General features: G+C 68.8%; 22 protein-coding genes. 7 read left to right on the forward strand and 15 right to left on the reverse strand.

Features of this window, described 5'->3' with window-relative positions:
• Window positions 1-167: 167 nt before the first annotated feature.
• A complete protein-coding gene (locus DTS01S_RS14340; protein WP_017404809.1) occupies window positions 168-707 on the reverse strand; it encodes a DUF6886 family protein in 540 nt (179 codons plus the stop codon).
• A gap of 110 nt (window positions 708-817) precedes the next feature.
• On the opposite strand from DTS01S_RS14340, the gene DTS01S_RS14345 reads away from it, so the two are divergent.
• Window positions 818-1,222 carry a GFA family protein gene (locus tag DTS01S_RS14345; protein WP_061287939.1) on the forward strand — a complete coding sequence of 135 codons (405 nt, stop codon included), beginning with the start codon at window positions 818-820 and terminating at the stop codon, window positions 1,220-1,222.
• Window positions 1,223-1,233: 11 nt separating this feature from the next.
• Window positions 1,234-2,376 carry a DSD1 family PLP-dependent enzyme gene (locus DTS01S_RS14350; RefSeq protein WP_026062218.1) on the forward strand — a complete coding sequence of 381 codons (1,143 nt, stop codon included), beginning with the start codon at window positions 1,234-1,236 and terminating at the stop codon, window positions 2,374-2,376.
• A gap of 74 nt (window positions 2,377-2,450) precedes the next feature.
• Here the strand turns inward: DTS01S_RS14350 and DTS01S_RS14355 are convergent, their stop codons facing one another.
• On the reverse strand, window positions 2,451-3,458 hold the full coding sequence (locus tag DTS01S_RS14355; RefSeq protein WP_017404812.1) for a Bug family tripartite tricarboxylate transporter substrate binding protein: 1,008 nt from the start codon (window positions 3,456-3,458) through the stop codon (window positions 2,451-2,453).
• Window positions 3,459-3,661: 203 nt separating this feature from the next.
• Between DTS01S_RS14355 and DTS01S_RS14360 the strand changes: the two genes are divergently transcribed.
• The gene (locus DTS01S_RS14360) at window positions 3,662-4,561 is read left to right on the forward strand and encodes a LysR family transcriptional regulator (protein ID WP_016451484.1); all 900 of its coding nucleotides are present in this window, start codon (window positions 3,662-3,664) and stop codon (window positions 4,559-4,561) included.
• A gap of 34 nt (window positions 4,562-4,595) precedes the next feature.
• On the opposite strand, the gene DTS01S_RS14365 is transcribed toward DTS01S_RS14360, so the two are convergent.
• Window positions 4,596-5,378 (reverse strand): IclR family transcriptional regulator domain-containing protein, encoded by a 783-nt coding sequence (locus DTS01S_RS14365; protein WP_061287940.1) that lies wholly within the window; start codon window positions 5,376-5,378, stop codon window positions 4,596-4,598.
• 170 nt (window positions 5,379-5,548) lie between these two features.
• Between DTS01S_RS14365 and pobA the strand changes: the two genes are divergently transcribed.
• The 3 genes from pobA to DTS01S_RS14380 all read left to right on the forward strand — a co-directional run bounded on the left by pobA (window position 5,549) and on the right by DTS01S_RS14380 (window position 8,175).
• Window positions 5,549-6,724, forward strand: a complete 1,176-nt coding sequence (pobA, locus tag DTS01S_RS14370) for a 4-hydroxybenzoate 3-monooxygenase (protein WP_061287941.1) — start codon at window positions 5,549-5,551, stop codon at window positions 6,722-6,724.
• 131 nt (window positions 6,725-6,855) lie between these two features.
• Complete coding sequence (locus tag DTS01S_RS14375; RefSeq protein ID WP_061287942.1) at window positions 6,856-7,638, forward strand: 2OG-Fe dioxygenase family protein; 783 nt, start codon at window positions 6,856-6,858, stop codon at window positions 7,636-7,638.
• A gap of 99 nt (window positions 7,639-7,737) precedes the next feature.
• Window positions 7,738-8,175 (forward strand): universal stress protein, encoded by a 438-nt coding sequence (locus DTS01S_RS14380; RefSeq protein WP_016446360.1) that lies wholly within the window; start codon window positions 7,738-7,740, stop codon window positions 8,173-8,175.
• Window positions 8,176-8,265: 90 nt separating this feature from the next.
• Here DTS01S_RS14380 and DTS01S_RS14385 read toward each other — a convergent pair whose 3' ends face one another.
• The 8 genes from DTS01S_RS14385 to rpoN form a co-directional block, all read right to left on the reverse strand.
• The gene (locus DTS01S_RS14385; RefSeq protein ID WP_223275325.1) at window positions 8,266-8,820 is read right to left on the reverse strand and encodes a bacteriohemerythrin; all 555 of its coding nucleotides are present in this window, start codon (window positions 8,818-8,820) and stop codon (window positions 8,266-8,268) included.
• A gap of 60 nt (window positions 8,821-8,880) precedes the next feature.
• Window positions 8,881-9,864 (reverse strand): Bug family tripartite tricarboxylate transporter substrate binding protein, encoded by a 984-nt coding sequence (locus tag DTS01S_RS14390; protein ID WP_034366137.1) that lies wholly within the window; start codon window positions 9,862-9,864, stop codon window positions 8,881-8,883.
• Between the two features lie 254 nt (window positions 9,865-10,118).
• On the reverse strand, window positions 10,119-11,396 hold the full coding sequence (locus DTS01S_RS14395) for a Zn-dependent hydrolase (RefSeq protein ID WP_061287943.1): 1,278 nt from the start codon (window positions 11,394-11,396) through the stop codon (window positions 10,119-10,121).
• A gap of 93 nt (window positions 11,397-11,489) precedes the next feature.
• The gene (locus DTS01S_RS14400) at window positions 11,490-15,320 is read right to left on the reverse strand and encodes an ATP-binding protein (RefSeq protein ID WP_217649272.1); all 3,831 of its coding nucleotides are present in this window, start codon (window positions 15,318-15,320) and stop codon (window positions 11,490-11,492) included.
• An 80-nt stretch (window positions 15,321-15,400) separates the two neighbouring features.
• Window positions 15,401-15,652 (reverse strand): hypothetical protein, encoded by a 252-nt coding sequence (locus DTS01S_RS14405; RefSeq protein WP_061287945.1) that lies wholly within the window; start codon window positions 15,650-15,652, stop codon window positions 15,401-15,403.
• Window position 15,653: 1 nt separating this feature from the next.
• Window positions 15,654-15,848, reverse strand: coding sequence for a hypothetical protein (locus DTS01S_RS14410; RefSeq protein ID WP_016446355.1), 195 nt, complete (start codon window positions 15,846-15,848; stop codon window positions 15,654-15,656).
• 49 nt (window positions 15,849-15,897) lie between these two features.
• Window positions 15,898-16,224: a hypothetical protein gene (locus tag DTS01S_RS14415; protein ID WP_061287946.1), complete on the reverse strand. Its 327-nt coding sequence runs from the start codon at window positions 16,222-16,224 to the stop codon at window positions 15,898-15,900.
• A 184-nt stretch (window positions 16,225-16,408) separates the two neighbouring features.
• The gene (rpoN, locus tag DTS01S_RS14420) at window positions 16,409-17,743 is read right to left on the reverse strand and encodes an RNA polymerase factor sigma-54 (RefSeq protein WP_061287947.1); all 1,335 of its coding nucleotides are present in this window, start codon (window positions 17,741-17,743) and stop codon (window positions 16,409-16,411) included.
• Between the two features lie 233 nt (window positions 17,744-17,976).
• Here rpoN and DTS01S_RS14425 point away from each other — a divergent pair, with 233 nt between their 5' ends.
• The gene (locus DTS01S_RS14425) at window positions 17,977-19,569 is read left to right on the forward strand and encodes a nitrogen regulation protein NR(II) (protein ID WP_061287948.1); all 1,593 of its coding nucleotides are present in this window, start codon (window positions 17,977-17,979) and stop codon (window positions 19,567-19,569) included.
• A gap of 92 nt (window positions 19,570-19,661) precedes the next feature.
• Here DTS01S_RS14425 and DTS01S_RS30885 read toward each other — a convergent pair whose 3' ends face one another.
• The 4 genes from DTS01S_RS30885 to DTS01S_RS14440 form a co-directional block, all read right to left on the reverse strand.
• Window positions 19,662-19,805, reverse strand: coding sequence for a hypothetical protein (locus DTS01S_RS30885; protein ID WP_016446351.1), 144 nt, complete (start codon window positions 19,803-19,805; stop codon window positions 19,662-19,664).
• Window positions 19,806-19,849: 44 nt separating this feature from the next.
• Entirely contained in the window at window positions 19,850-20,128 is a 279-nt protein-coding gene (locus tag DTS01S_RS14430; protein WP_016446350.1) for a GlsB/YeaQ/YmgE family stress response membrane protein, read from the reverse strand.
• 70 nt (window positions 20,129-20,198) lie between these two features.
• A complete protein-coding gene (locus DTS01S_RS14435; protein WP_016446349.1) occupies window positions 20,199-20,726 on the reverse strand; it encodes a hypothetical protein in 528 nt (175 codons plus the stop codon).
• Between the two features lie 95 nt (window positions 20,727-20,821).
• On the reverse strand, window positions 20,822-22,417 hold the full coding sequence (locus tag DTS01S_RS14440; protein WP_016451495.1) for a sigma-54-dependent transcriptional regulator: 1,596 nt from the start codon (window positions 22,415-22,417) through the stop codon (window positions 20,822-20,824).
• Window positions 22,418-22,437 lie beyond the last annotated feature (20 nt).

The following is a 22,437-nucleotide window of genomic DNA, read 5'->3' on the forward strand; positions in this document are numbered from 1 at the left end:
GTTGGGTATCCTCCTGGAGGGTATCCAGTCGTCCATTTGTCATACGGCAGACCGTGCTTTTGATACCGTTCGTTACTATAGCGTACGTCCGAATGCAATTGCCTGTTTTTGCCTACGTGCTTGCCCATGGTTGCCGTCGCCGCCGCCATCGCTGTGGCGTCCGGTGCTCAGGCCCAGCTGGCCGCATTGCGCAGCCGTATGCCGCTGGCATGCAGCGAGCTGTCCCAGACGCCGCGCAGCGGCTGCAGGGAATCGACGATGCGTAGCTCGGTGCCGCATTCCGCTATTGCTTGCGGCAGATCGACCAGCAGGTCCCGGCGCAGGGGCTGCACGGCCTGCCGGCTCACGTACATGCCGGCGTCCTCCAGGCTTTCAAACGTATCGGCCGGCAGCTCGTACCGGTGTATCCGGGCCGCTTGCAGGCGCGCGGCCCAGGCGGTCTCCACATAGGCCACGGCCAGCGCTCCATCGGGCAGGGCGTTCAGCCATTGGGCCCTGTCTTCGCTGGTGCTGTGCTCGTGCGGCCATATGACGATGCGCGGGCATTCGCGCGGAAACAGGTACAGCCGCTGATGCGTCTGTGCGATGGCCCACACCAGGGGGCCGTTGAGCCACTCCTGTCCCTGGCGGCGGGGGGCCGCCTTCAGGACCGGGCGGGGTTGGAACTGCCGGATGTCCCCGTCTTCGCTGAAATGAAAAAGTCGCATGGCGCGCAGTGTAGGGCGCGGCGATTTGCAGGCGGCCCGCCATCGCCTATGATGCGCGACACCTGTGAATAATCCCAGGTGCTCGCAACCCACGGAAAGGTCCACGCACCATGAACGGTCACTGTCTTTGCGGCGCTGTCAGCTTTGTCTCTCCCCAGGCCCGGGAAATCGGGGCCTGCCACTGTGGGTACTGCCGGCGCTGGGGCGGTGGCCCCATGCTGGCGGTGCATTGCGGGCCCGATGTGAAGTTCGAGGGCGGCGAGCACATAGGCACCTATGCCTCCTCCGAATGGGCCGAGCGCGCCTTCTGCAGGCAATGCGGCACGCACCTGTACTACCGGCTGCACGCCACGGGCGAGTACTTCGTGCTGGCCGGCGCCTTCGAGTCGCAGGACTTCGAGCTGGCCACGCAGATCTACATCGACAGAAAGCCCGGCTACTACGACTTCGCCAACCAGACGCCGACCATGACCGAGGCCGAGGTCATCGCCCAGTACGCGCCCCCGCAGGAATGAGGCACAGCACCATGCCCTTGCACGATGACGCCAGCGGCCTGGCAATGGAGCCTGCCGCACGGCCCGGCGATCCGCTCGATCGCATCGACACACCCAGCCTGGCGCTGGACCTGACGGCCTTCGATGCCAACCTGCGCACCATGCAGGACTGGGCCGACCGCCATGGCGTGGCGCTGCGCCCGCATGCCAAGGCGCACAAGTGCCCCCAGATCGCGCTGCGCCAGCTGGCGCTGGGCGCGCGTGGCATCTGCTGCCAGAAGGTGAGCGAAGCGCTGCCCTTTGTGGCGGCCGGCGTGCGCGACATCCTGATCAGCAACGAGGTCGTGGGGCCGGCCAAGCACGCGCTGCTGGCCCGGCTGGCGCGCAGTGCGCGCATGGCCGTGTGCGTGGACAACGCGGCCAACCTGGTGCAGCTGTCCGAGGCCATGTCGCAGGCGGGCGTGGAGATCGACGTGCTGGTGGAGGTGGACGTGGGCCAGGGCCGCTGCGGCGTGCCCGGTGCCGATGCCGTGCTGGACCTGGCGCGGCAGGCGCGTGATCTGCCGGGCTTGAATTTCGCGGGCCTGCAGGCTTACCACGGAGCGGCGCAGCACCGGCGCAGCCGCGAAGAGCGTGCGCAGGCCTGCCAGGAGGCTGCGAGCCGGGCGGCGGCCTGCGCGCAGCTGCTGCGCGACAACGGCCTGGCGTGCCACACCATCACGGGCGGCGGCACGGGCAGCGTGGAGTTCGATGCGGCCAGCGGCGTCTACACCGAGCTGCAGCCGGGCTCCTATGCCTTCATGGATGGTGACTACGGCGCCAACGAATGGGGCGGGGCGCTGGCCTTTCGCCGCAGCCTGTTCCTGCTGTCCACGGTGATGAGCACGCCCGCGCCGGACCGCGTCATCCTCGATGCGGGCCTGAAATCCACCTCGGCCGAATGCGGCCCGCCCGCCGTCTACGGCACGCCGGGCCTGCGCTGCGTGGCCATCAATGACGAGCACAGCGTGGTATGCGTGGAGCCTGGCGCCCAGGCGCCCGCCCTGGGCAGCGTGCTGCAGCTGCTGCCCTCGCACGTGGACCCGACATTCAACCTGCACGACGAGCTGGTGGTGCTGCAGGGCGGCACGGTGCACGCGCTGTGGCCGATTGCGGCGCGCGGGCTGTCGCGCTGAAGACGGCATGAAAGAAGCCGCCGGCCTTGCGGCGCGGCGGCTTTTTTGCGTCTGCGCCTGCTGTGGCCTGTGGCTTACAGCTCGATCTTGGCGCGGCGGATCACGTCGCCAAAGCGCTTGTTCTCTTCGACGATGAAGGCCTTGAACTCTTCGGGCGTGGGAAAGTAGTTCTCGTAGCCGAAGGTCTGGAACTTGGGCTGGATGTCGGGCTCGCGCAGGACTTTCATGGTGTCCTGGCGGATCTTCTCGACCACGGCGGGCGGCGTGGACTTGGAGACGGCAAAGGCATTCCAGCCGGTGACCACGGCATCGGCCGGGCCGCCCGATTCGGCCACGGTGGGCACGTCTTCATAGCCCTTGAGGCGGTGGGGCGCCAGCACGGCCAGGAAGCGCAGCTTGCCCGAGCGCATCAGCGGGCCGGCCGTGCCCGAGGAGCCCAGCGCAAAGGCCAGCTCGCCCGTGGCCACGCTGGTGTACAGCTGGCTGGTTTCCTTGTAGATGACGTGTTCCATCTTGGTGCCCGTCAGCGACTCCAGCAGGGCCGAGCCCAGGTGCACCGGGTTGCCCACGGACCACGAGCCGTAGTTGAGCTTGCCGGGGCGCGCCTTGGCGTCGGCAATCAGGTCGGCCACGGTCTTGTAGGGGCTGTTGACCGGCACGCAGACGAAGAAGAAGGTGCGAAACAGCGGCAGGACGACCTCGAAGTCCTTGTCGATCCTGTAGGGCAGTTTCTTGAACAGGTGGGGATAGGCGGCCAGGTGGACGTTGTCCAGCTGGATGATGTCCGTGCCGTCGGTGGCGCCGCGCTTGAAGGCCTCGATGGCGATGAAGCCGTTGCCCCCCGGGCGGTTTTCCACGATGACGGGCTGGTTCCACAGGCGCGCCAGCTTGTCGGCCACCAGGCGCGAGGTGCCGTCCGGCCCGCCGCCCACGGGGAAGGGGTTGATGATGCGCACCTGCTTGGTGGGCCAGTTGGCGGCGGCACCCGACTGGGCACGCGCGGGTGCCAGGGCGCCCATGGCCAGGGCGCCAAGGGCGAGGCCCGCCTGGCGGCGATTGATGCGGAAGGCGCTGTCTTTCATGGTTTGTCTCCGAGTCGCTGTTGGGCTTGCTGGGTGGCTTGGTCCTATGCCGGCAAGGCACAGGCTGCTCTTGTTTTTACGCTCTCTTGCGGGAGCGGCTGGATCATCCAGTCGCCGCATTGTGTCAGTTCGTTGCAAAGCACCTAGCCGTGGCTGGCGCTAGCAGCTATAGCAAAATGGCATAAGTGAGGAGGCGAGAGAACATGAATTTGCAGCAGATAGAGACGTTCGTGCATGTGGCCGAGACCGGCAGCTTCAGCAAGGCGGCCGTGCTGCTGGAGACGGCCCAGCCCGCACTGAGCCGCCAGGTGCGGGCGCTGGAGACCGAGCTGCGCGAAACCCTGCTGATCCGCACCGGCCGCGGCGTGACCCTGACCGACGCCGGCCGCCGCCTGCTGGAGCACGGCCACGCCATCATGCAGCGCGTGGCGCTGGCCAAGGAGGATCTGGGCAGCCAGCGCGACGAGCCCGTGGGCCGCATCGTGGTGGGCCTGCCGCCCAGCCTGGCGCGGCGCCTGACGCTGCCGCTGATCGATCTGTTCAGCAAGGACATGCCCAAGGCCCGGCTGGCCGTGGTCGAGGGCTTTTCCATGAATATCGCCGAATGGCTGACCTCGGGCCGCATGGACCTGGGCCTGGTCTATACGCCCGAGCCGCATCCGCACATCGAGGTCACGCCCGTGCTGGAAGAGCGCCTGTGCCTGATCGGCCCGGCGCGCACGCTGGGCGGGCGCAGCAGCGTGCGCTTTGACGAGCTGTCGCAGTTTCCGTTGATCATGCCGCAGCACGGCCAGATCTTCCGCAAGCTGATGGAGGCCCAGGCCACGCTGTCCCAGGTCAAGCTCAACGTGGTCTGGGAAGTGTCCAGCGTGCCGGCCATCCTGGACCTGGTGCGCGGCGGCTACGGCTACGCCGCGTTGACCGACAGCGCCATGCGCAGCCACCTGACCGATGCCGAGCTGGTGGGCATTCCCATCGAATCGCCCCATGTGGTGAGCACGCTGTGCCTGGCGCAGTCGGCCAAGAAAAAGGCCACGCCGCTGATCCGCAAGACTTCTCTGGCCCTGCGCGAACTGAGCCAGCAGGTGTGCGCGCCGCTCTGAGCGGTTGCAGCGACGGCGGCGGTTCAGCCAGGCCTCAGAGCAACGGCCGCAGCTCCCGCGCCGCCTCCTGCAGCAGCGGCAGCAGCTCGGCCACCATGTCGGCCGGCGCCATGCGCTGGGGCGAGGTCACGATGTTGAGCGCGGCCACCGTGCGCCCCTCCATGTTGCGCAGCGGCACGGCCAGGGCCTGCACGGCCAGCTCATGCTCTTCCAGGGCCAGGCAGAAGTCCTGGCGGCGCACTTCGTCCAGCACGCCTTCGAGCGCTGCGCTGTCGGTGACCGTGTGGGCGGTCAGGCGCCGCAGGTCGTGCGAGGCCAGCCATTGCCTGAGCTCGGCCCCAGGCAGGGCGGCCAGCAGCACGCGGCCCGTGGAGGTGGCATGGGCGGGCAGGCGGCTGCCCAGGTGCAGGCCGTGGGCCATGAGGCGCTGGCCGCGCTCGTGCAGGGCGCTGCGCGCCACGATGACCACCTCGTGGCCATCGCGCACCACGCAGGAAAACGACAGCTGGGTCTGCGCCGCCAGCCGGTAGAGCACGGGCTGGACGATGCGCGGCAGCCGCGCCGAGGCCAGGTAGCTGCCCGACAGCCGCAGCACCTTGGGCGCCAGCCAGAAATGGCTTCCGTCCGTCTCCAGGTAGCCCAGGTGCGTCAAGGTCAGCAGATGGCGGCGCGCGGCCGTGCGCGTGATGCCAGAGCGCTCGGCCGCCATGGTGGCGTTCAGGCGCTGGCGCTCGGTGTCGAAGCTCTCCAGCACGGCCAGGCCCTTGGCCAGTCCGGCGATGAAGTCATCGGGGTCGATGGGAAAGGGCTGGTTCATGGGCGGGGAGGGCGGGCATGCAGGTAGTGCGCGATTGTCGCGCAGATTGCGCGATCACCGCGCAACTCATGTGCCAGCCCCTCGTCTTTGCGCTGCCTCAAAACTAGTCTTGGGACCAGGCCATGGCATGAACCGGCCATGACATCGAACAACGCAACGGAGACAGATCAATGCGTACCCAAGTCGCCATCATCGGCGCAGGCCCTGCCGGCCTGCTTCTCGGCCAGCTGCTGTACCGCGCGGGCATAGACAACGTCATCATCGAGCAGCGCAGCGCCGACTACGTGCTGGGCCGCATCCGCGCCGGCGTGCTGGAACAGGTCACGGTGGACCTGCTGGAGCAGGCCGGCGCCGATGCCCGCATGCGCGCAGAAGGCCTGCCGCACGACGGCATCGAGCTGCTGTTCGGCGGCCAGCGCCACCGCATCGACCTGCACGGCCTGACCGGCGGCAAGCGCGTCATGGTCTACGGCCAGACCGAGGTCACGCGCGACCTGATGGAAGCGCGCGCCGCCGAGGGCCTGACCACCGTCTACGAGGCCAGCAACGTGCAGCCCGTGGGCTTCGATGGCGACAGCCCCGTCGTGCGCTACGAAAAGGACGGCCAGGTCCATGAGCTGCAATGCGACTTCATCGCCGGCTGCGACGGCTTTCACGGCATCTGCCGCGCCAGCGTGCCCCAGGACAAGGTGCGCACCTTCGAGAAGGTCTACCCCTTCGGCTGGCTGGGCCTGCTGTCGGACACGCCGCCCGTCTCGCACGAACTGATCTACGCCCAGACCGAGCGCGGCTTCGCACTGTGCAGCCAGCGCAGCGCCACGCGCAGCCGCTACTACCTGCAGGTGCCGCTGACCGAAAAGGTCGAGGACTGGAGCGACGAGGCCTTCTGGAACGAACTGCGCCTGCGCCTGGACCCCGAGGCACGCGAGCGCCTGGTGACCGGCCCCTCGCTGGAAAAGAGCATTGCCCCGCTGCGCAGCTTCGTGACCGAGCCCATGCGCTTCGGCCGCCTGTTCCTGGCCGGCGACGCGGCCCACATCGTGCCGCCCACGGGCGCCAAGGGCCTGAACCTGGCCGCCTCGGACGTGGGCTACCTGTCCAGCGCCTTCGCGCAGTACTACCGCGACAAGGCGCCCGAAGGCATCGACGGCTACTCCGAGCAATGCCTGCGCCGCGTCTGGAAGGCCGAGCGCTTTTCGTGGTGGATGACCTCGCTCATGCACCGCTTCCCCGATGCAGGCGGCTTCGACACCAAGGTGCAGGAGGCGGAGCTGGACTACATCGTCAACTCCCGGGCAGGCTCGACCTCGCTGGCGGAGAACTATGTGGGGTTGCCGCTGGTGTGAGGGCCGGCGTGAGGCCCCGGGCGCCGCCGAGGCTGCGCCCGCATTGATGCGCGCCTGTCGCCACAGCATTGCGCAAATTTGCAGGCCGCCTCGCCCGGACGGGCACGGGCGAGGAGTAAGCTTGGCAGGTTATGGCGCACATCACGTTTCCCCCTCCCTATATCGCTCCCCAGAATGCAGCGCAGTCGCTGCGCGACGCAGGCTATGCGGTGCTGCGCCCCGACGAATTCGCGGCCTGGGCGGGCGTGTCCTTGACCGAGCTGCATGCGCTCGATGCCGACTGGGCCCAGCTGCCGCCCGATGCCTTTCTCAAGGACGGGGGCCGCTACCGGCGTCGCCGCCATTCCTGCTTCATCGCGGGGCAGGACGGGCTGCAGCAGGTGGAGCACCGCGCGCACTGGCAGCCGGTGGAGTACAACGCCCTGCATGGCGGCATGCTGCGCATGTTCGAGCCCATGCGCGATGCCACGGCGCAAAGCGCCACCTGGAGCCGCCTGCTGCTGGCGCTGGCGGGCCTGTCCGACCAGGTGTTCTGCGCCCAGGGCGATGATGTGCAGCACGAGCGCTGGTTCATCGAGTCCCACCAGTTCCGCATCGACACCACGGACGGCATTGGCCGGCCCACGCCCGAAGGCGCGCACCGCGACGGCGTGGACCTGGTGGCCGTGATCCTGGTCGGGCGCGAGGGCGTGAAGGGCGGCGAGACGCGCATCTTCGAGGCCACGGGCCCCAGCGGCCAGCGCTTCACGCTGACCGAGCCCTGGTCGGTGATGCTGCTGGACGATGCCCGCATGATCCACGAGACCACGCCCATACAGCCCGAGCAGCTGGGCGGCGTGCGCGATACCCTGGTGCTGACCTATCGCCGCCAGGGTTTCCAGGGCTCGGAGCTGACGCGTCGCCGCAAGGATTGATGCAGCTCAAGACGCTGGCGCATGATGGGCGCACACTTTGGTTCATCGACCCGGCCGCCCCCGATTCCTGAGGGCGGCCAAGCACAAAGGAGAAAACGCATGTTCAAGCACATCCTGGTTCCCGTGGACGGCTCCAACAGCTCGATGCTGGCGGTCCACAAGGGCGTGGAGCTGGCCAAGGTCTTTGGCAGCACGCTGACGGCGGTCTACGTGGTGGACCCCTATCCGTTCACGGGCGTGGGCGCCGACTTCGCCTACGGCCAGTCGCAGTACCTGAGCGCGGCCACGGCCGAGGCCAACACCACGCTGGACGCCGTCAAGAAGATCACCGACGAGGCCGGCATCACCGCCACCACCGTGGTGGGCGAAGGCCATGCGGTGCACGAAGGCATCGTGCGCGTGCTCGAGAGCACGGGCGCCGACCTGATCATCATGGGCTCGCAAGGCCGCCGTGGCCTGGAAAAGCTGATGCTGGGCAGCGTGACCCAGCGCGTGCTGGGCGCCGTGCGCGTGCCGGTGCTGGTGGTGCGCGAGTAATCCCCGGGCCGCTCGGCCCTTCGCCGGGTGAAACGTCAACGGCTCCTTCGGGAGCCGTTTTTATTGGTGCGCTGCAGGGGGAGAGGGCGATCAGCGATTGAGCAGCCGTGCCAGCCAGCCCTTTTTCTTGCGCTGCAGTTCCAGCTCCTGCAGCACTTCGTTCTTGAGCCTTTCCTTCTCGGCGGCAGGACTGGACTCGCGCGCCATGCGCAGATAGGCCTTGGCCGAGTCCACGTAGCCGGTGTCTTCGTTGCGGATGTGGTTGAACAGCCAGCGCGAGAGCATGCCGTGCAGCTCGGCGGCCACGTCCTCGCCGGCATCGAAGCGGGTCTGCATCTCGATCACGCGGCGCGTGAACAGCTCGTGCACCTTCTTGTGCGGGCCGGCGAACATGTAGCCGGCGCTCTCGATCAGGCTTTCCTCGAACACGAAGTGCGAGACGGTGTAGTCGATCATCTCGCCGATGACATCGCCCAGGGCCTCGCGGTCGGGCGAGGAGCGCAGCTCGTAGAGCTTGTTGATGTAGTCGACGATGCGGCGGTGCTGCCTGTCGATCTCTGCAATTCCGGTGTCCAGCTCGGGGACCCAGACCAGCAATGCCATGGCGTTCTCCAGGAATTCGATGATTTCCGGAGAAGTATTCACGGGACTGTCACATCGCCCCTTGATGCAGATCAGTCTGATCTGCATCAAGGAGACGCGGCGTCACTCGATCTTGGCGCCCGAGGACTCGACGATCTGCTTGGACTGCCTGAAGTCGGCCTGGAACATCTTGTCGAAGTCGGCCACGGTCATGGACTGGGGCTCGGCGCCCTGGGTCTGGATGGCGTCGCGCACTTCGGGCATGGCCAGCAGCTTGTTCACTTCGGCGTTGACCTTGGTCACGATGGCCGTGGGCGTGCCCTTGGGCATGAACAGGCCGTACCAGGTGCTCACGTCAAAGCCCTTGAGGCCCGATTCGGCCAGCGTGGGCGTGTCGGGCAGCGAGGACGAGCGCTTGGCCGAGGTCACGGCGATGGCGCGCAGCTTGCCGGCCTTGATCTGGCCGATGGCCGAGGGCACGGAGGACACCAGCAGGTCCACGTTGCCGGCCAGCGCATCCATCAGGGCCGGGTTGGAGCCCTTGTAGGGCACGTGCACCAGCTGGATGCCCGCCGCTTTCTCCAGCAGCACGCCCGAGAGGTGGATGCTGGTGCCATTGCCCGGCGAGCCGTAGGTCACCTTGCCCGGGTGCTGCTTGGCAGCGGCCACGATGTCGGCCAGGGTCTTGTAGGGCGAGTTCACGCTGGTGGCGATCACGATGGGCGTGTAGGCCACGTGGGCCACGGGCACCAGGTCCTTGACGGGGTTCCAGGGCAGGTTCTTGTAGAGGTAGGGGCCCAGGACCACGTTGTCCTTCTGGCCCATGACCATGTCGTAGCCCGTGGGCGCCGCCTTGGCGGCCTCGGTGATGCCGATGGTGCCGCCTGCGCCCGCGCGGTTGTCGGGCACCACGGTCCACTTGCTGACTTCGGTGAGCTTGTTGGACACCACGCGCGCGAGGATGTCGGTGCCGCCGCCGGGCGGGAAGGGCACGATCATGCGCACGGGCTTGTTCGGATAGTCGGCAGCCGCACCTTGGGCGGCTGCGGAAAAGCTCAGGCCCATGGCGGCGGCCACGGCGGTGCAGGTGATCAGTTGGCGGAACATGAAAGAAGAAACTCCAGGGTCTGATGGGGCGGTGCAACCCTCTCGCAGCGGACCGGCAGTGCCGGGCCGCCCATGCGGTGGGTTGTCGATGATCGGGGAGGGTGGTTCCGCCATCTTGCATTGGGAAACCCGCTATTTGGGCGGATTTCCGCAATCTGTGCCACAGGGGCTTCCACCAAGGAGCAGCTTGTGCCTGCTCCAGAGGGAAGCGGGCTATTTTATGCCGCCTTGGTGCCTGGCCGCAGGCCAGGCGCTCAGCCCTGCGCCAACTGCCTGTCCAGCACGCGCACCGTCTCGTACAGCACCCGGGTGCCGTCCAGCAGCTGGGACGGCTCTATCCATTCCTCGGGCGCGTGGCTGCGGCCGTGGAGGCAGGGGATGAAGATCATGCCCATGGGGCCGGTGGGCGCCATGTAGACGGCGTCATGGCCGGCGCCGCTGGGCATGCGCATGTGGGCGTAGCCCAGGTTGTCGCAGGCCTGCTCCACGCCCTGCATGACCAGGCCAGCGCAGTCCGTGGGCTCGGAGCGGCTCACGTCGGCCATCTCGGCACGCACGCGCAGGGCGGCCAGGCCGGGCAGGACTTCGGCCAGCAGTTCCTCGGGGAAGCTCTCCAGCACGCCGGCGTGGTCGCTGCGCACTTCCATCATCATCTCGACCAGGCCGGGCACGGCATTGGAGGCATTGGGCGTGAGCGAGAGCCGGCCCACGGTGGCCACCACATAGTGGGGCTGGCCATTGAGCGCAGCGGCCTTGCGGTTGGCCGCATCGATGATGCGCGCCGCGCCCACCAGCGCGTCCTGTCGGATGTCCATGGGCGTGGTGCCTGCGTGGTCGGCCTGGCCGTGCACGGTGAAGCCCACGCGGCGTATGCCCACGATGTTCGTCACCACGCCAATGGGCAGGCCGCGCTGCTCCAGCACCGGGCCCTGCTCTATGTGCAGCTCCACAAAGGCGGCCGTGCCGCCGGCGCTGCGCAGCGGGCGGTCCAGCGCCTCGGGCCGTGCGCCGATGCGCCGCATGCCTTCGGCCAGGGTTTCGCCTTGCGGGTTGCGTGCCGCCAGCATGGCGGCGTCCAGCTTGCCCGACAGCGCGCGGCTGCCGATGCAGGAGATGCCGTAGTCGCTGGGCTCCTCGGACAGGAAGTCGATCACCTCGAACGGGTGCTGCAGGGCGATGCCGTTTTCATGCAGGCAGTGCGCCACCTCGATGCCGGCCAGCACGCCGATGATGCCGTCGAAGCGCCCGCCCATCATCACGGTGTCGCAGTGCGAGCCGGTGGAGATGGGGGCGCGTTCTGCGCTGCCCGCAGCGGCCTGGGCAGCCGGCAGGCGGCCGACCAGATTGCCGCCTTCATCCAGATGCACCTGCATGCCCGCGGCCGCGAGCTCGGCGCGCAGCCAGGCGCGGGCCTGGTCGAACTCGGGCGAGAAGGCGCGGCGGGTCCAGGGCCGGTCGGGCAGGGTGAAGGTGGACAGGGTCTGGACACGGCGCCAAAGGCGCTCGGCATTGATGGGGGGCAGGGCGGTCATGGGTCTCGGTGAGTTCTGCGGCAGGCGCGCGAGCCGCGCAGGCGGCGCAGGCAGGCTGGGCGAAGCGGGGATTGTCGCGCGCAAAGGCGGTGCTCATGCAGACGTGCGCAGGCTCCTGAGCAACCGCTCCAGCGTGTCGAAGCTCACGGGCTTGACCAGGTGGTGGTCCATGCCGGCCTCGCGCGATCGTCTCAGGTCATCCTCCTGCCCCCAGCCCGTGAGGGCGATCAGCAGGACCTGGTCGCGGCCCTGACGGGCGCGGATGCGGCGCGCAACTTCCAGGCCGTCCATGCCGGGCAGGCCGATGTCCAGCAGCACGACGTCGGGCCTGAAGGCGTCGTGCATGGCCAGCGCGCCGGGGCCGTCGCGGGCGATCTCGACCTCGGCTCCCAGCAGCCCTAGCAGCATGGACAGGGTGTCGGCGGCGTCCGCGTTGTCATCGACCACCAGGATGCGGCCGAAGGCTGGCGCGTCCCCGGTCTGCGCGCCTGCGGCCGGGCCGGGCAGGGAGGGCACATCGGCGGGTGCATGGGCGGATGCATCGGCAGGTGCATGGGCCGGCAAGGGCAGGCGCAGCCGCAATTCGCTGCCCTGGCCCGGACCTTCGCTGAGCGCCTGCACGCTGCCGCCATGCATCTCCACCAGGCTGCGCACCAGGGTCAGGCCGATGCCCAGGCCCCCCTGGCCCCGGCGGCCGCCGCGGTCCACCTGCATGAACATGTCGAAGATCCTGTCCAGCAGCGCGGCGGGGATGCCTATGCCGTCGTCACGCACGGAGATCACGGCCTGCGCACCCTCTGCCCAGGCCGCCAGCACGATGTGGCCGCCGGGATCGGTGTACTTGGCGGCATTGTTGAGAAGGTTGGTGACCATTTGCGCCAGCCGCACGGGGTCGGCCGGCAGCAGCAGGGTCTCGGCGGGCAGCTCCAGCCGAAGCTGGTGGCTGCCGGATTCCATGACCGCATGGCTGGCCGCCGCCACGCCTTGCAGCACGTTGTTCAGGTCCACCACCTCCTTGCGCAGCTGGACCTTGCCCGTGGTGATGCGCGAGACCTCCAGCAGGTCGTCCACCATGCGCACCATGTGGTTGACCTGGCGCTCCAGCATCTCCTGGCTGCGGCGCGCGCTGTCGTCGCCATGGACGGTGCGCTTGAGGATTTGCAGGCCGTGGCTGATGGGTGCCAGCGGATTGCGCAGCTCGTGGGCCAGGGTTGCCAGGAACTCGTCCTTGCGCCGGTCGGCTTCCCTGAGGTGCTGCTCGGCGCGCTTGAGTTCGGTGATGTCCTGGATGATGGAGCAGGTGCCCACGAGCTGCCCGCCGTCGTCGCGCAGCGGAGCGGCGCTGACGCGCATCCACCATTCGCGGCCCTCGTCGTCGGTGTGCAGCATCTCCAGCCCCGGCATGACCACCTCGCCGCGCAGCGCGCGCCTGCCGGGCCAGTTCTCGGGCGGTATGGGCCGGCCCTTGTCGTCCCAGCCGCGCCAGCGCTGCACGCGGTCGGCAAGGGTGGACGGGATGGCGCGCGGGACGAATCGGTCCATGAGCGCATTGCTGAGCACCATGGTGCCGCCCATGTCGGACACGCCCACGCCCGCCGGCATCTGGTCGATGATGGCGCGCAGCCTTTTCTCGTTGGCGCGCAGGGCAGCATGGGCCTGCTCGCGCACGCGCTCGAGCTGCAGCAGCGAGGCGACGCGCGCCAGCAGCTCGCGCGCCGAAAAGGGCTTGACCAGGTAGTCGTCCGCGCCTGCGCGCAGGCCTTCGACCTGGGCCTCCTGGCCTGCACGCGCGGACAGCATGATGACGGGGATGGAGCGCGTGGCCTCGTCGCTGCGCAGCGCATGCAGCAACTCGAAGCCGTCGAGCACGGGCATCATCACGTCGGCAATCACGAGATCGGGCCGCTGGCGCCGGATGCAGTCCAGCGCGGCCCGGCCGTCGCCGGCCACCTCCACCTCGTACAGCGGACGCAGCAACTGGCCGATATAGCCGCGCATGTCGGCGTTGTCGTCGGCGCAGACGATGCGCGGCCGGGGGCCTTGCGGTTCGGCCCCAGCCGGCACGCCGTGCGGGGCGTGCGTGGGCGATTCGCCCGGCACCCACTGCCGCGTCTCGTCCACGAGCTGGCGTGCGGCCGGGGCGCCCGCGCCGTGCCCCGGCGGCGGCGGGGTTGACGGTGCCGCGATGGGGTTCACCTGTTCGGCCGGCAGGTGCGCGCTGCCCTTGGGCAGCCGCACGGTGAAGCGGCTGCCCTCGCCCTCCGTGCTGGTGACCGTGATGGTGCCGCCATGCAGCCGCACCAGTTCCTGCACCAGGGCCAGGCCGATGCCCGTGCCCTCGTGCGTGCGGGCGGGCTTGCCCGGAATGCGGTGAAAGCGCTGGAAAAGATGGGGCAGGTGCTGGGGCGCAATGCCCGAGCCGGTGTCGCTGACGGACAGCTCCACCGCAGGGCCCGCGTCGTGCAGCGCCACGGCGATTTCGCCCTGCAAGGTGAACTTGAAGGCGTTGGACAGCAGGTTGAGCACGATCTTTTCGTACATGTCCTGGTCCACGTAGACCGGCCCTTGCAGTGGCGGGCAGTCCACGCGCAGCCGCAGGCCCGCCTGCTCCATGGCCGAGCGGAACACGCTGGCCAGCTCGGCCGTGGCGCGGGCCAGGTCCGTGGGCTCGTAGCTGGCCTGCATGCGCCCGGCCTCGATGCGCGCGAAGTCCAGCAGGGCGTTGACCAGCTTTTGCAGGCGCAGCGCGTTGCGGTGGACCATCTGCGCCTGATCGGGCGGCAGGTGGCCGCCGTGCTCGCGCAGGGCGTCGTCCAGCGGCCCCAGGATCAGCGTCAGCGGCGTGCGCAGCTCGTGGCTGACGTTGGAGAAGAACATGGTCTTGGCACGGTCCACCTCGGCCAGGGCCCGGGCGCGCCGTGCTTCCTGCTCATAGGCCACGGCGTGCGCGACAACGCCGCCCGTGTGGCTTGCCACCATATCGAGGAAGGCGCAGTACTCCGCATCCAGCGGGCGGCGCGGGCTGACGCCCAGCACCAGCACGCCCGAGGCCTGGCCGTCGCCCGACCAGCGAACGGGCACGATGCGCGCCAGGCGCGAGGGTTCGGGCCAGGGGCCGCCAGGCAGGGTCAGGCCCAACTGCGCCAGGTCCACGTTGGCCGGCTGGCCCGATTGCACGGCCTGGGCCAGCGGCCAGGGCGCGGGGTCGGCCGCCAGGTCGGTGTCCATGCCGGTGGAGCACAGCAGCTGGAAGGCCGGGGGAGCGGTGTCTGCGCTGCCTGCATCCGGGGCGGCCTGGCATTCGTAGATGATGGCGAAGGGCACGTCGTAGGGGTTTTCATCCAGCACGGCGCAGACCTTTTCGCCCGCGTCCTTGGCACTGCGCATGTCCAGCGTGCGGATGCCCAGGCGGTGCAGCGTCTCCAGGCGCCGCCGGCTGACGATTTTCTCGGTGGTGTCGGTGCAGGGACAGAACACGCCCTGCACGGTGATGCCGTCATCGGCCAGGATGGGGCCGTAGGTGAAGGTGACGAAGACCTCTTCCTGCGGCAGCTCGCGGTCGAAGAAGTAGCGCGCATCGGTGGACCAGGTGGCCTGGCCCGTGCGCAGCACGCCCTCCAGCATGGGGCCGATGTCGTCCCAGATCTCGCTCCAGCATTGCGCGCCGGCCTGTCCCAGCGCCTTGGGGTGCTTGCTGGTGCCCAGGAAGGGAATGTAGGCGTCGTTGTAGATCAGCCGGAAGTCATCGCCCCACCAGATGATGATGGGAAAGCGCGAGCCCAGCATCAGGCTGGCGGCGTTGCGCAGGCTTTGCGGCCAGCTCTGCGGCGAGCCCAGGGGCGTGCCCTCCCAGTCGTGGGCGCGCACGCGTGCCGCCATTTCGCCGCGCTGCGGCAGGAATCCAAAACCGTCTTCTGAATTCACGGGTTCTCCCACGGGATTGCCGACTTCGCGGGCCGGCCTGTGTCGTTGATCCAGGCGCCGGGGCCGCGGGGGCGGCGCAGCTATCGCGAGGCGGATTGCGCTGCAGGTGCGGCGCCTCGCCTGCGGGCGCCCTTGCGGGCAGCGCAATGCGCTGCTTGCCAGCCCCGGCCGCAGCCCGATTGCCTGCCGCCGCCGCTGTCCTTGTCCACGGTGGCCCACAGGCGCCTTTCGGCCTCTTCATGGCCTGCGCCGCGCGATTCGTGGCTGTGCACTATGTGCCGGGCCTGGCGTTTTCGCTCATGGGTATCGGTGGATTGGTCTCCTCGGGGCATGTCACTCTCCCTTGCGGGTCTGTTCCTGCTCGGGCGCGGGCGGCAATTCTATGGGGGGCGCCGTGGTGGGCGGATCTATCGGCTCGGGTCCGCGCGGGCGGCCGGGCTGGCGGTTGGGATCGTCGGGTGCCACGGGGTCGTTGGGCGTGGTCGGCACCTGGGGAATATTGGGTGCGTGGGGCAGGGGGTGGTTCATGGCTGCTGCTGTCCTGAGGGGAAGGGTTGATACAAGTGCGCAGGCGGGCTCAGCGTGGCGCGGTGGTGGCGGGTGCGGTGGCCGGATCGGCCTGCGGCGGCGTCATGGAAGGCGCGGCAGGTGCGGCAGGTGCGGCAGGTGCGGCAGGTGCGGCCGGCGAGGCTGAGGAGGTGGGTTCTGTCGCTGGCGTTCCGGTGGCGCTGGGCGCATCCAGCCGCCCCCTGGGTGCCATGAAGTTGAACATCAGCACCAGGATCAGTGCGACGGCGGCCGTGAGGGCGGCGATGCGCAGCGGCCAGCGGCCATCGCGGATGTGGTTGTTCTCGCTGCGCTGGCGTTCGAGGGGGGCGTGCACTCTGCGGGGAGGGGTGTCCATGGCGGTCTCCTTCAATCCATGAGCCTTCACCTTAGGCCGGACGGCGGCCTGCAACTGTCGGACAAGGCAGGACCTGGGGGAGCGACAAGCCGCTGCACGGCAGTGGGGCTTGGCAGGACACACCGCCACGGGCAGCGGCGCCAAGGTCCATCGCAAGGCCGCGGCCGCGACGGCAGGTGCCGTGTCAGCCGTGGCGCCTGCGCCTGTCGGCCGGCGCTATGCGCAGCAGCTGGCGGTACTTGGTGACGGTGCGGCGGGCCACGACCAGGCCCTGGGCGCCCAGCTGGCGTGCGATATCGACGTCGGACAGGGGCCGGGCATCGGATTCGGCCGCGATGATGTCGCCGATCAGCTCGCGGATGGCCGTGGCCGAGCAGGCGCTGCCGCTGGCACTGAGCATGGGGCGCGAGAAGAAGTGCTTGAGCTCGAACACGCCCGTGGGCGTGGCCATGTACTTGTTGTTGGTCACGCGCGAGACGGTGGATTCGTGCACACCCACTTCCTCGGCAATTTCGCGCAGCACCAGCGGCTTCATGGCCATGGCGCCGAACTCCAGGAACAGCTCCTGCTTTCGCACGATGGCCCGGGCCACGTCCAGGATGGTGGAAAAGCGCTGCTCCACATTGCGCACGGTCCAGCGCGCGTCCTGCAGATGGTCGGCCAGCTGGGCCTGGCCCGTGCAGCGGTGGCGCTGGAACAGCTGCTCGTAGACGCTGTTCAGTCGCACGCGCGGCACGACGGCGGGGTTCAGTTGCACATTCCAGCCGCTCGGTCCCCTGCGCACGATCACGTCGGGAACGATGTAGTCCACGCGCGTGGAGCCGAAGCTCCAGCCAGGCCTGGGGTTGAGGCGCCGTATGGCATCCATGGCCTGCACGATCTGGGCCGCCGGCACCTGCAGCGCCTTGGCCAGCCGCGGCACGTCGCGCGCGGCCAGCGCTTCCATGTGGTGCTGCAGCAGGGTCTGCGACAGCTGGCGCAGCGTGGCGTCGGCCATCTGCGGGCATTGCAGCAACAGGCATTCGCCCACGCTGCGCGCGGCCACGCCCGCCGGATCCAGCGATTGCACCAGTCGCAGGGCGATGAGCATTTCCTGCGCATCGGGCGCCGGGCTGAGCGCCAGCAGGCCGGCCAGCTCCTGCAGGTCCGTGCGCAGATAGCCGTCGTCGTCCAGCGATTCCACGATGGCGCGCGCCATGCACAGGTCGCGCGGCGTCATGGCCGTCACGTTGAGCTGGCCGTGCAGGTGCATGGCCAGCGTGGTTTCGCAGGCAGCCGTGTCCATGGCGGAGCCCTCCGCGTCAACGGCCTGGCGCGCGCCCAGGTGCATGTCGGCCACCCACAGGTCGCGGTCATCTGCGGGCTCGGCATCTTCCAGGAATGGGTTGTCCTCCATCTTGCTGCGCACCATCGCGGCAAAGTCCAGCGAGGACATCTGCAGCATGCGCACCGCGTGCTGCAAGCGCGGGGAAAGCGTCTGGGACTGGCGTATGTCCGCCTTGAGGTGCATGGAACCCATCTCGTCTCCTTGTTGCGATGGCCACAAGGACGCAACGTTCATGCCCCGATCAGCGTGGCGAATCGTCTGGATACACTTTGGGCACGAAACCTGCTGCGTACTTGCTGCGCAGAAGGCACAGGGGCCCGGGGTTCGGCCGTCGCTGCGGGTATCGGCTTTGCAACAGCAGGGCCGCTCAAGGCGCCTGCGGTAAGAATTTCCGCTCGGGCGCAAGGTTTTCTGCAAACTTTGCCATGTACCAATCCACCGGTTTTCACACGGTCCCGCCGCCGGGAACCCTCAATGCAGTCCCGCAAGGCGGGGCGCGCGGCGCCGCACGCGGGCCATCCATGTCCATGCGCCTGAGACGGGTCCTGTTGCTTCTGGCCTTGCTGGTGCTTGTGCTGGCCGCCTCGTCCTGGCTGCTGTTGCGCGCCTATCAATCCGGGCACGCGGCGCAGGAGCAGGCCGTTCGCATCGCCAGCATGGCCGCGGCCCGTCTGCTGGACAGGCAGGAGCCACGCGCTGCCAATGCCGAGCAGGCGCTGGCTGCCGTCCAACCGCTGCTGGAGGCGGGATGGTCCGGCTTTCTGGTGGACAGCGCGGGCCGTGCGGTGCCGGCCGGCACGGCTGCGGCAACGGGTCAGCCTGCCTTGCCCGCTGATTTCAGCGAGCGCCTGGCTTCCAGCCTGGCGCACGGCTGGCTGGATGTGCCCGATGCGCAGGGCGGCACCCTGCGCGTTTTCTTCAGCAGGACGGCCCAGGGCTGGACCTGGGTGAGCTGGGTTCCCTGTTCCGCGCTGGATCCGGCGTGTTCCCCGCTCCTGAGGGGCGTGATCTGGGCGGCGATCGTGTTGTTTGCGCTGGCCGGCCTGGGCCTGGCGGGGCTGGCCCTGCGTGGCAGGGCGGACCCGATGAGGCCGGCCCGGCGCAGCCAGGCCGGCGGCGCACCGGGGGAGCGGGACAACGAAGCCGGCGAGGCCCATATCCAGAACGAGCGCCTGCAGGTGGTCGGCCGGCTGGCAGGCCGCTTCTCCCATGAGTTCAACAACCAGCTCGGCGTTCTGAGCAACAGCGCCTATCTGATTGAGCGTCGTTCGGAGGACCCGAACCTGCGCCTGCCTGCACAGGCCATGCTGCGTTCGGTGGACACGGCCAGCCGGTTGACGCAGCAGCTGCTGCGCTTCGGGCCGCGCCACAGCACGCATGCGCTGGTGGTGGATCTGTACCGCTGGTTGCCGGGGGTGCGGGGCACGCTGGCCGTGGTGCTGGGAAAGCGCGTGGCGCTGGAGGTGGCTGAGCCCGCCGAGGCCAGCCCGCCGGGCCAGCCGGCCGCGCGCCTGGGCGTATATGTGGACCCTGACGAGCTGGAGCTGGCGCTGATCAGCATTTTCCTGTCCGTGCGCGAGGCCTTGCCCGATGGCGCACGCGTGCGCATGGCGGCACATCCCGTGGGCGGACATCTTGCGGCATCGGCCGCCAAGGGCGAGCAGGTGGAGATCCGCATCGAGGCCGTGGCCCACTGGCAGGGCGCCGGGCCGGGGCCGGAGGGGGTGGGTCCGGGCGAAGCGGGCGTAGCGGGCGTAGTGGCCGCAGCCAGCGCCGAGGCGCCGCAGCGGCCGCAGGAATCCCGCCCCGGCGTGCGGTTGAGCGACGCCGATGCAGATGCCTCCTGCGGCCTGGCCCTGGCGCGCCGGCTGTGCCTGGCTGGCGGTGGCGTGGCGTGGGCCGAGGGCGGCAGCGGGGGAGGCGACGGCGATGGAGACAGCGGCGGCCTGGCCGTCTCTCTGGTCCTGCCGCGCGTGCCCATGGCGGCGCAGGATTGTCTTGCGCAAAGCCTGGACTGAGCTGGCATTCGCGGTCCTGGAAACAGGACTGCGCGCCGGGGCGCGCAGTCAGCAAGCAGGAAAGTCGAAAAAGAGAGGAGGGCCGAGCCCGGTCAGCGTGCGAGGCGCGCGATCAGCAGCCCCGCCGCCAGCGCCGTGGCAATGGAGCGCAGCGGTTTCTTGCACACGGCGCTGCCCTGGCGGGAGAGGTCGGTGCTGCCAGCGGTACTTCTGGTCTGGAAGGGATCTTTGCTCATGGAGGCTCCTTTCCTGCAAGTCAATGGCCCGTGGCCGGGCCGGCTCAGTGGCGCATGCGCGGTTTGCACAGGTTGAAGATGGCCAGCAGCGCAACGGCGCTGGCCATGGAAATGAAGATGGACATGGATGTGGCCGGCACCTGCGCCTGCGCATCCATGGCCGAGGGCGCCAGCAGCGGCGCCAGCAGCCAGCCGCCCAGCAAGGCGCCGATGGCGCCTATTGCCACGTTGAGCAAAATGCCTTGCTGGGCCTGGGTGTTCGTGACCATGCTGGTGATCCAGCCGATCAGCCCGCCCACCATCAGCCAGATGAGGAAATCCATGGCATCGCCTTTGACAAAAGTTGCAGTTGAATATCAATGGCAATCGGCGTGCCTGCCCGTCGCAAGCGACTCAGCGCTCCGGTTGCGGGGTGCCGTTGCCCCGGGCCGGCGCAGGGCGGATTTGTGCCCGCTCGGCTTCGCGGCCTGAAGGTGTCTGGGCGTCCAGGCCCCGGTCGGGCGACTCGCTGACCTGGGGCAGATCGGCGGCGTGTTCTATCAATTCCTCGATGATGAAGCGGCCGTAGAGCTGGGCGCGCTCGGCGCCGGCGGCCTTGAGGGCATCGGCGGCGTTGCGTGCGGCCTCGTCGCTGTCCACCCGTACCACCAGCCAGTGGTAGCCGCGCTCGGCCAGGGCCTGGTGGGCCTTGACCAGATTGAGTTCCTGGCCCACGGCGGCCACGGGACTGGCCTGTCGCAGGTCTTGGTCGATCTGGGCCAGCATTTCCCGGTCGGTGTAGCGCCGTACGTCCTGCTCGGGCAGGTTCAGCGCCTGCAGCGCCGCCATGCCGTCATCGGCCTGCGCAGCCGTGGGAAAAGAGACCACCATGTGGCCCACGGGCTTGAAGACACCGTAGGCGCGGGCAGGAGAGGAGTCCATGGGCTTGTCCTTGGTTGCTCAAAGGTGCTTGCAGGGTGGCAAGCAGCGTGCCCGCAAGGCAACGGCAGCAGGTGCTGTGCGCGTCTGCGCACGTGTCAGCCGGGTTCGGCGTCCGTCCTGTCCTTTTTGCCGCCCGCATAGTCCTTGAGCCGGTTGTACAGCGTCTTGAGGCTGATGCCGAGCACGGCGGCCGTGCGTTCCTTCTGGTACTTGCACTGCTTGAGCGTGGCCTGGATCAGCAGCCGCTCGGCCTGCGCCATGGTCATGCCGATGGGCAGCTGTATGGTGGCCGGCTCCATATCGGGCAGGTCGTAGGCGTCGCCTGCCGCGCCGTGGTCGGCGAACGGATGCACGGCGACAGGCGCGGCCTGCGCAGTGGGCGGCAATTGCGGGGCGTTGGCGGCCAGCTGTGCAGGCACGGATGTGTGCACGGATGCGTGCAATGACACCGGCATGGGGGCGGGCTGGGCAATGGCCACCGGTGGGCGTGGCAGCCATTCGGTGCCTACCTGCGGGCCGGGCTCCATGACGTAGGCACGCTGCACGGCATTGCGCAGCTCGCGCACATTGCCGGGCCAGCTGTGCTGCGCCAACTGCCTCAGGGCCGACGCCGTGAACTGCTTGGTCTGCCCCTCTCGCTGAGAGATGGCCTGCAGCAAGTGCTGGGCCAGCAGCGGGACGTCGGACAGGCGCTCGCGCAGCGGCGGCAGCTCGATGGGAAAGACGTTCAGCCGGTACAGCAGGTCCTCGCGCAGCCTGCCGCTGGCCACGGCCTCGAAGGGGCAGCGGTTGGTGGCGGCGATCACGCGCACATCGGTCTGCAGCGTCTGGGTGGAGCCCACGCGCATGAAGCGGCCGGTCTCCAGCACGCGCAGCAGCTTGACCTGCAGCTCCATGGGCATTTCCGTGATCTCGTCCAGGAACAGCGTGCCCGTGGCCGCGCGCTCGAAAAAGCCCTGGTGCTGGCGGTCGGCACCCGTGAAGCTGCCCTTTTCGTGGCCGAAGATCTCGCTTTCGATGAGATGCGGCGAAATGGCGCCGCAGTTCACGGCAAGAAACGGGCGGCTGCGCCGCTGGCTCAAGTCGTGCAGGGTCTGCGCCACGACCTCCTTGCCGGTGCCGCTCTCTCCCGTGAGAAACACCGTGACCGAGGTGCCCGCCACGCGCTCCATCTGCTGGTACAGGCGCTGCATGGGAGGCGATTGGCCCAGGAGCCGGCCAAAGCGGCCTTCCTGCGCGCAGTAGCTGCCAGCGGGTGCGCAATGGTCTTGTGCCGTGATCTGATCGGAGGCCGGGCCTGCGCCGTTGCGGCTGTCCGCGCCCGACAGGCCCGGCGTAGGGATGAGAAAACGCGAAAGAATGTCCTCGAGCCGGCCTATGCCCACGGGCTTGACCAGATAGTCCATGGCGCCTCGGCGCAGGGCTTCGATGGAGGAGTCCAGGCTGGCATGGCCGGTCACCAGCACGATCTGCGAGTCCTGCGGCACTTGCCGGTCGCCGAACAGGTCCATGCCGTTGCCATCGGGCAGCTGCAGGTCCAGCAGAACCAGGCTGGGCGGCTGCATGGCCATCTGGCGGCGCGCATCGCGCAGGGTGTGGGCCACGGCGACCGAAAAGCGGTCCACGCCCACCAGTTCGCGCATGGTGGCTGCCGAGTCCGCGTCGTCATCGACGATCAGCACGTGGTTCATTCCATGGCCTCCAGAGCTGC

This window comes from Delftia tsuruhatensis NBRC 16741, from assembly GCF_001571325.1.
In the GTDB taxonomy this organism is placed as follows: Bacteria; Pseudomonadota; Gammaproteobacteria; order Burkholderiales; family Burkholderiaceae_C; genus Comamonas; species Comamonas tsuruhatensis.

Bases quoted from the DNA above. Each gene is read 5' to 3' on its own strand.
- DTS01S_RS14340 (WP_017404809.1), bottom strand. From the start codon at position 707: ATGCGACTTTTTCATTTCAGCGAAGACGGGGACATCCGGCAGTTCCAA.
- DTS01S_RS14345 (WP_061287939.1), top strand. From the start codon at position 818: ATGAACGGTCACTGTCTTTGCGGCGCTGTCAGCTTTGTCTCTCCCCAG.
- DTS01S_RS14350 (WP_026062218.1), top strand. From the start codon at position 1,234: ATGCCCTTGCACGATGACGCCAGCGGCCTGGCAATGGAGCCTGCCGCA.
- DTS01S_RS14355 (WP_017404812.1), bottom strand. From the start codon at position 3,458: ATGAAAGACAGCGCCTTCCGCATCAATCGCCGCCAGGCGGGCCTCGCC.
- DTS01S_RS14360 (WP_016451484.1), top strand. From the start codon at position 3,662: ATGAATTTGCAGCAGATAGAGACGTTCGTGCATGTGGCCGAGACCGGC.
- DTS01S_RS14365 (WP_061287940.1), bottom strand. From the start codon at position 5,378: ATGAACCAGCCCTTTCCCATCGACCCCGATGACTTCATCGCCGGACTG.
- pobA (WP_061287941.1), top strand. From the start codon at position 5,549: ATGCGTACCCAAGTCGCCATCATCGGCGCAGGCCCTGCCGGCCTGCTT.
- DTS01S_RS14375 (WP_061287942.1), top strand. From the start codon at position 6,856: ATGGCGCACATCACGTTTCCCCCTCCCTATATCGCTCCCCAGAATGCA.
- DTS01S_RS14380 (WP_016446360.1), top strand. From the start codon at position 7,738: ATGTTCAAGCACATCCTGGTTCCCGTGGACGGCTCCAACAGCTCGATG.
- DTS01S_RS14390 (WP_034366137.1), bottom strand. From the start codon at position 9,864: ATGTTCCGCCAACTGATCACCTGCACCGCCGTGGCCGCCGCCATGGGC.
- DTS01S_RS14395 (WP_061287943.1), bottom strand. From the start codon at position 11,396: ATGACCGCCCTGCCCCCCATCAATGCCGAGCGCCTTTGGCGCCGTGTC.
- DTS01S_RS14405 (WP_061287945.1), bottom strand. From the start codon at position 15,652: ATGCCCCGAGGAGACCAATCCACCGATACCCATGAGCGAAAACGCCAG.
- DTS01S_RS14410 (WP_016446355.1), bottom strand. From the start codon at position 15,848: ATGAACCACCCCCTGCCCCACGCACCCAATATTCCCCAGGTGCCGACC.
- DTS01S_RS14415 (WP_061287946.1), bottom strand. From the start codon at position 16,224: ATGGACACCCCTCCCCGCAGAGTGCACGCCCCCCTCGAACGCCAGCGC.
- rpoN (WP_061287947.1), bottom strand. From the start codon at position 17,743: ATGGGTTCCATGCACCTCAAGGCGGACATACGCCAGTCCCAGACGCTT.
- DTS01S_RS14425 (WP_061287948.1), top strand. From the start codon at position 17,977: ATGTACCAATCCACCGGTTTTCACACGGTCCCGCCGCCGGGAACCCTC.
- DTS01S_RS30885 (WP_016446351.1), bottom strand. From the start codon at position 19,805: ATGAGCAAAGATCCCTTCCAGACCAGAAGTACCGCTGGCAGCACCGAC.
- DTS01S_RS14430 (WP_016446350.1), bottom strand. From the start codon at position 20,128: ATGGATTTCCTCATCTGGCTGATGGTGGGCGGGCTGATCGGCTGGATC.
- DTS01S_RS14435 (WP_016446349.1), bottom strand. From the start codon at position 20,726: ATGGACTCCTCTCCTGCCCGCGCCTACGGTGTCTTCAAGCCCGTGGGC.
- DTS01S_RS14440 (WP_016451495.1), bottom strand. From the start codon at position 22,417: ATGAACCACGTGCTGATCGTCGATGACGACGCGGACTCGGCAGCCACC.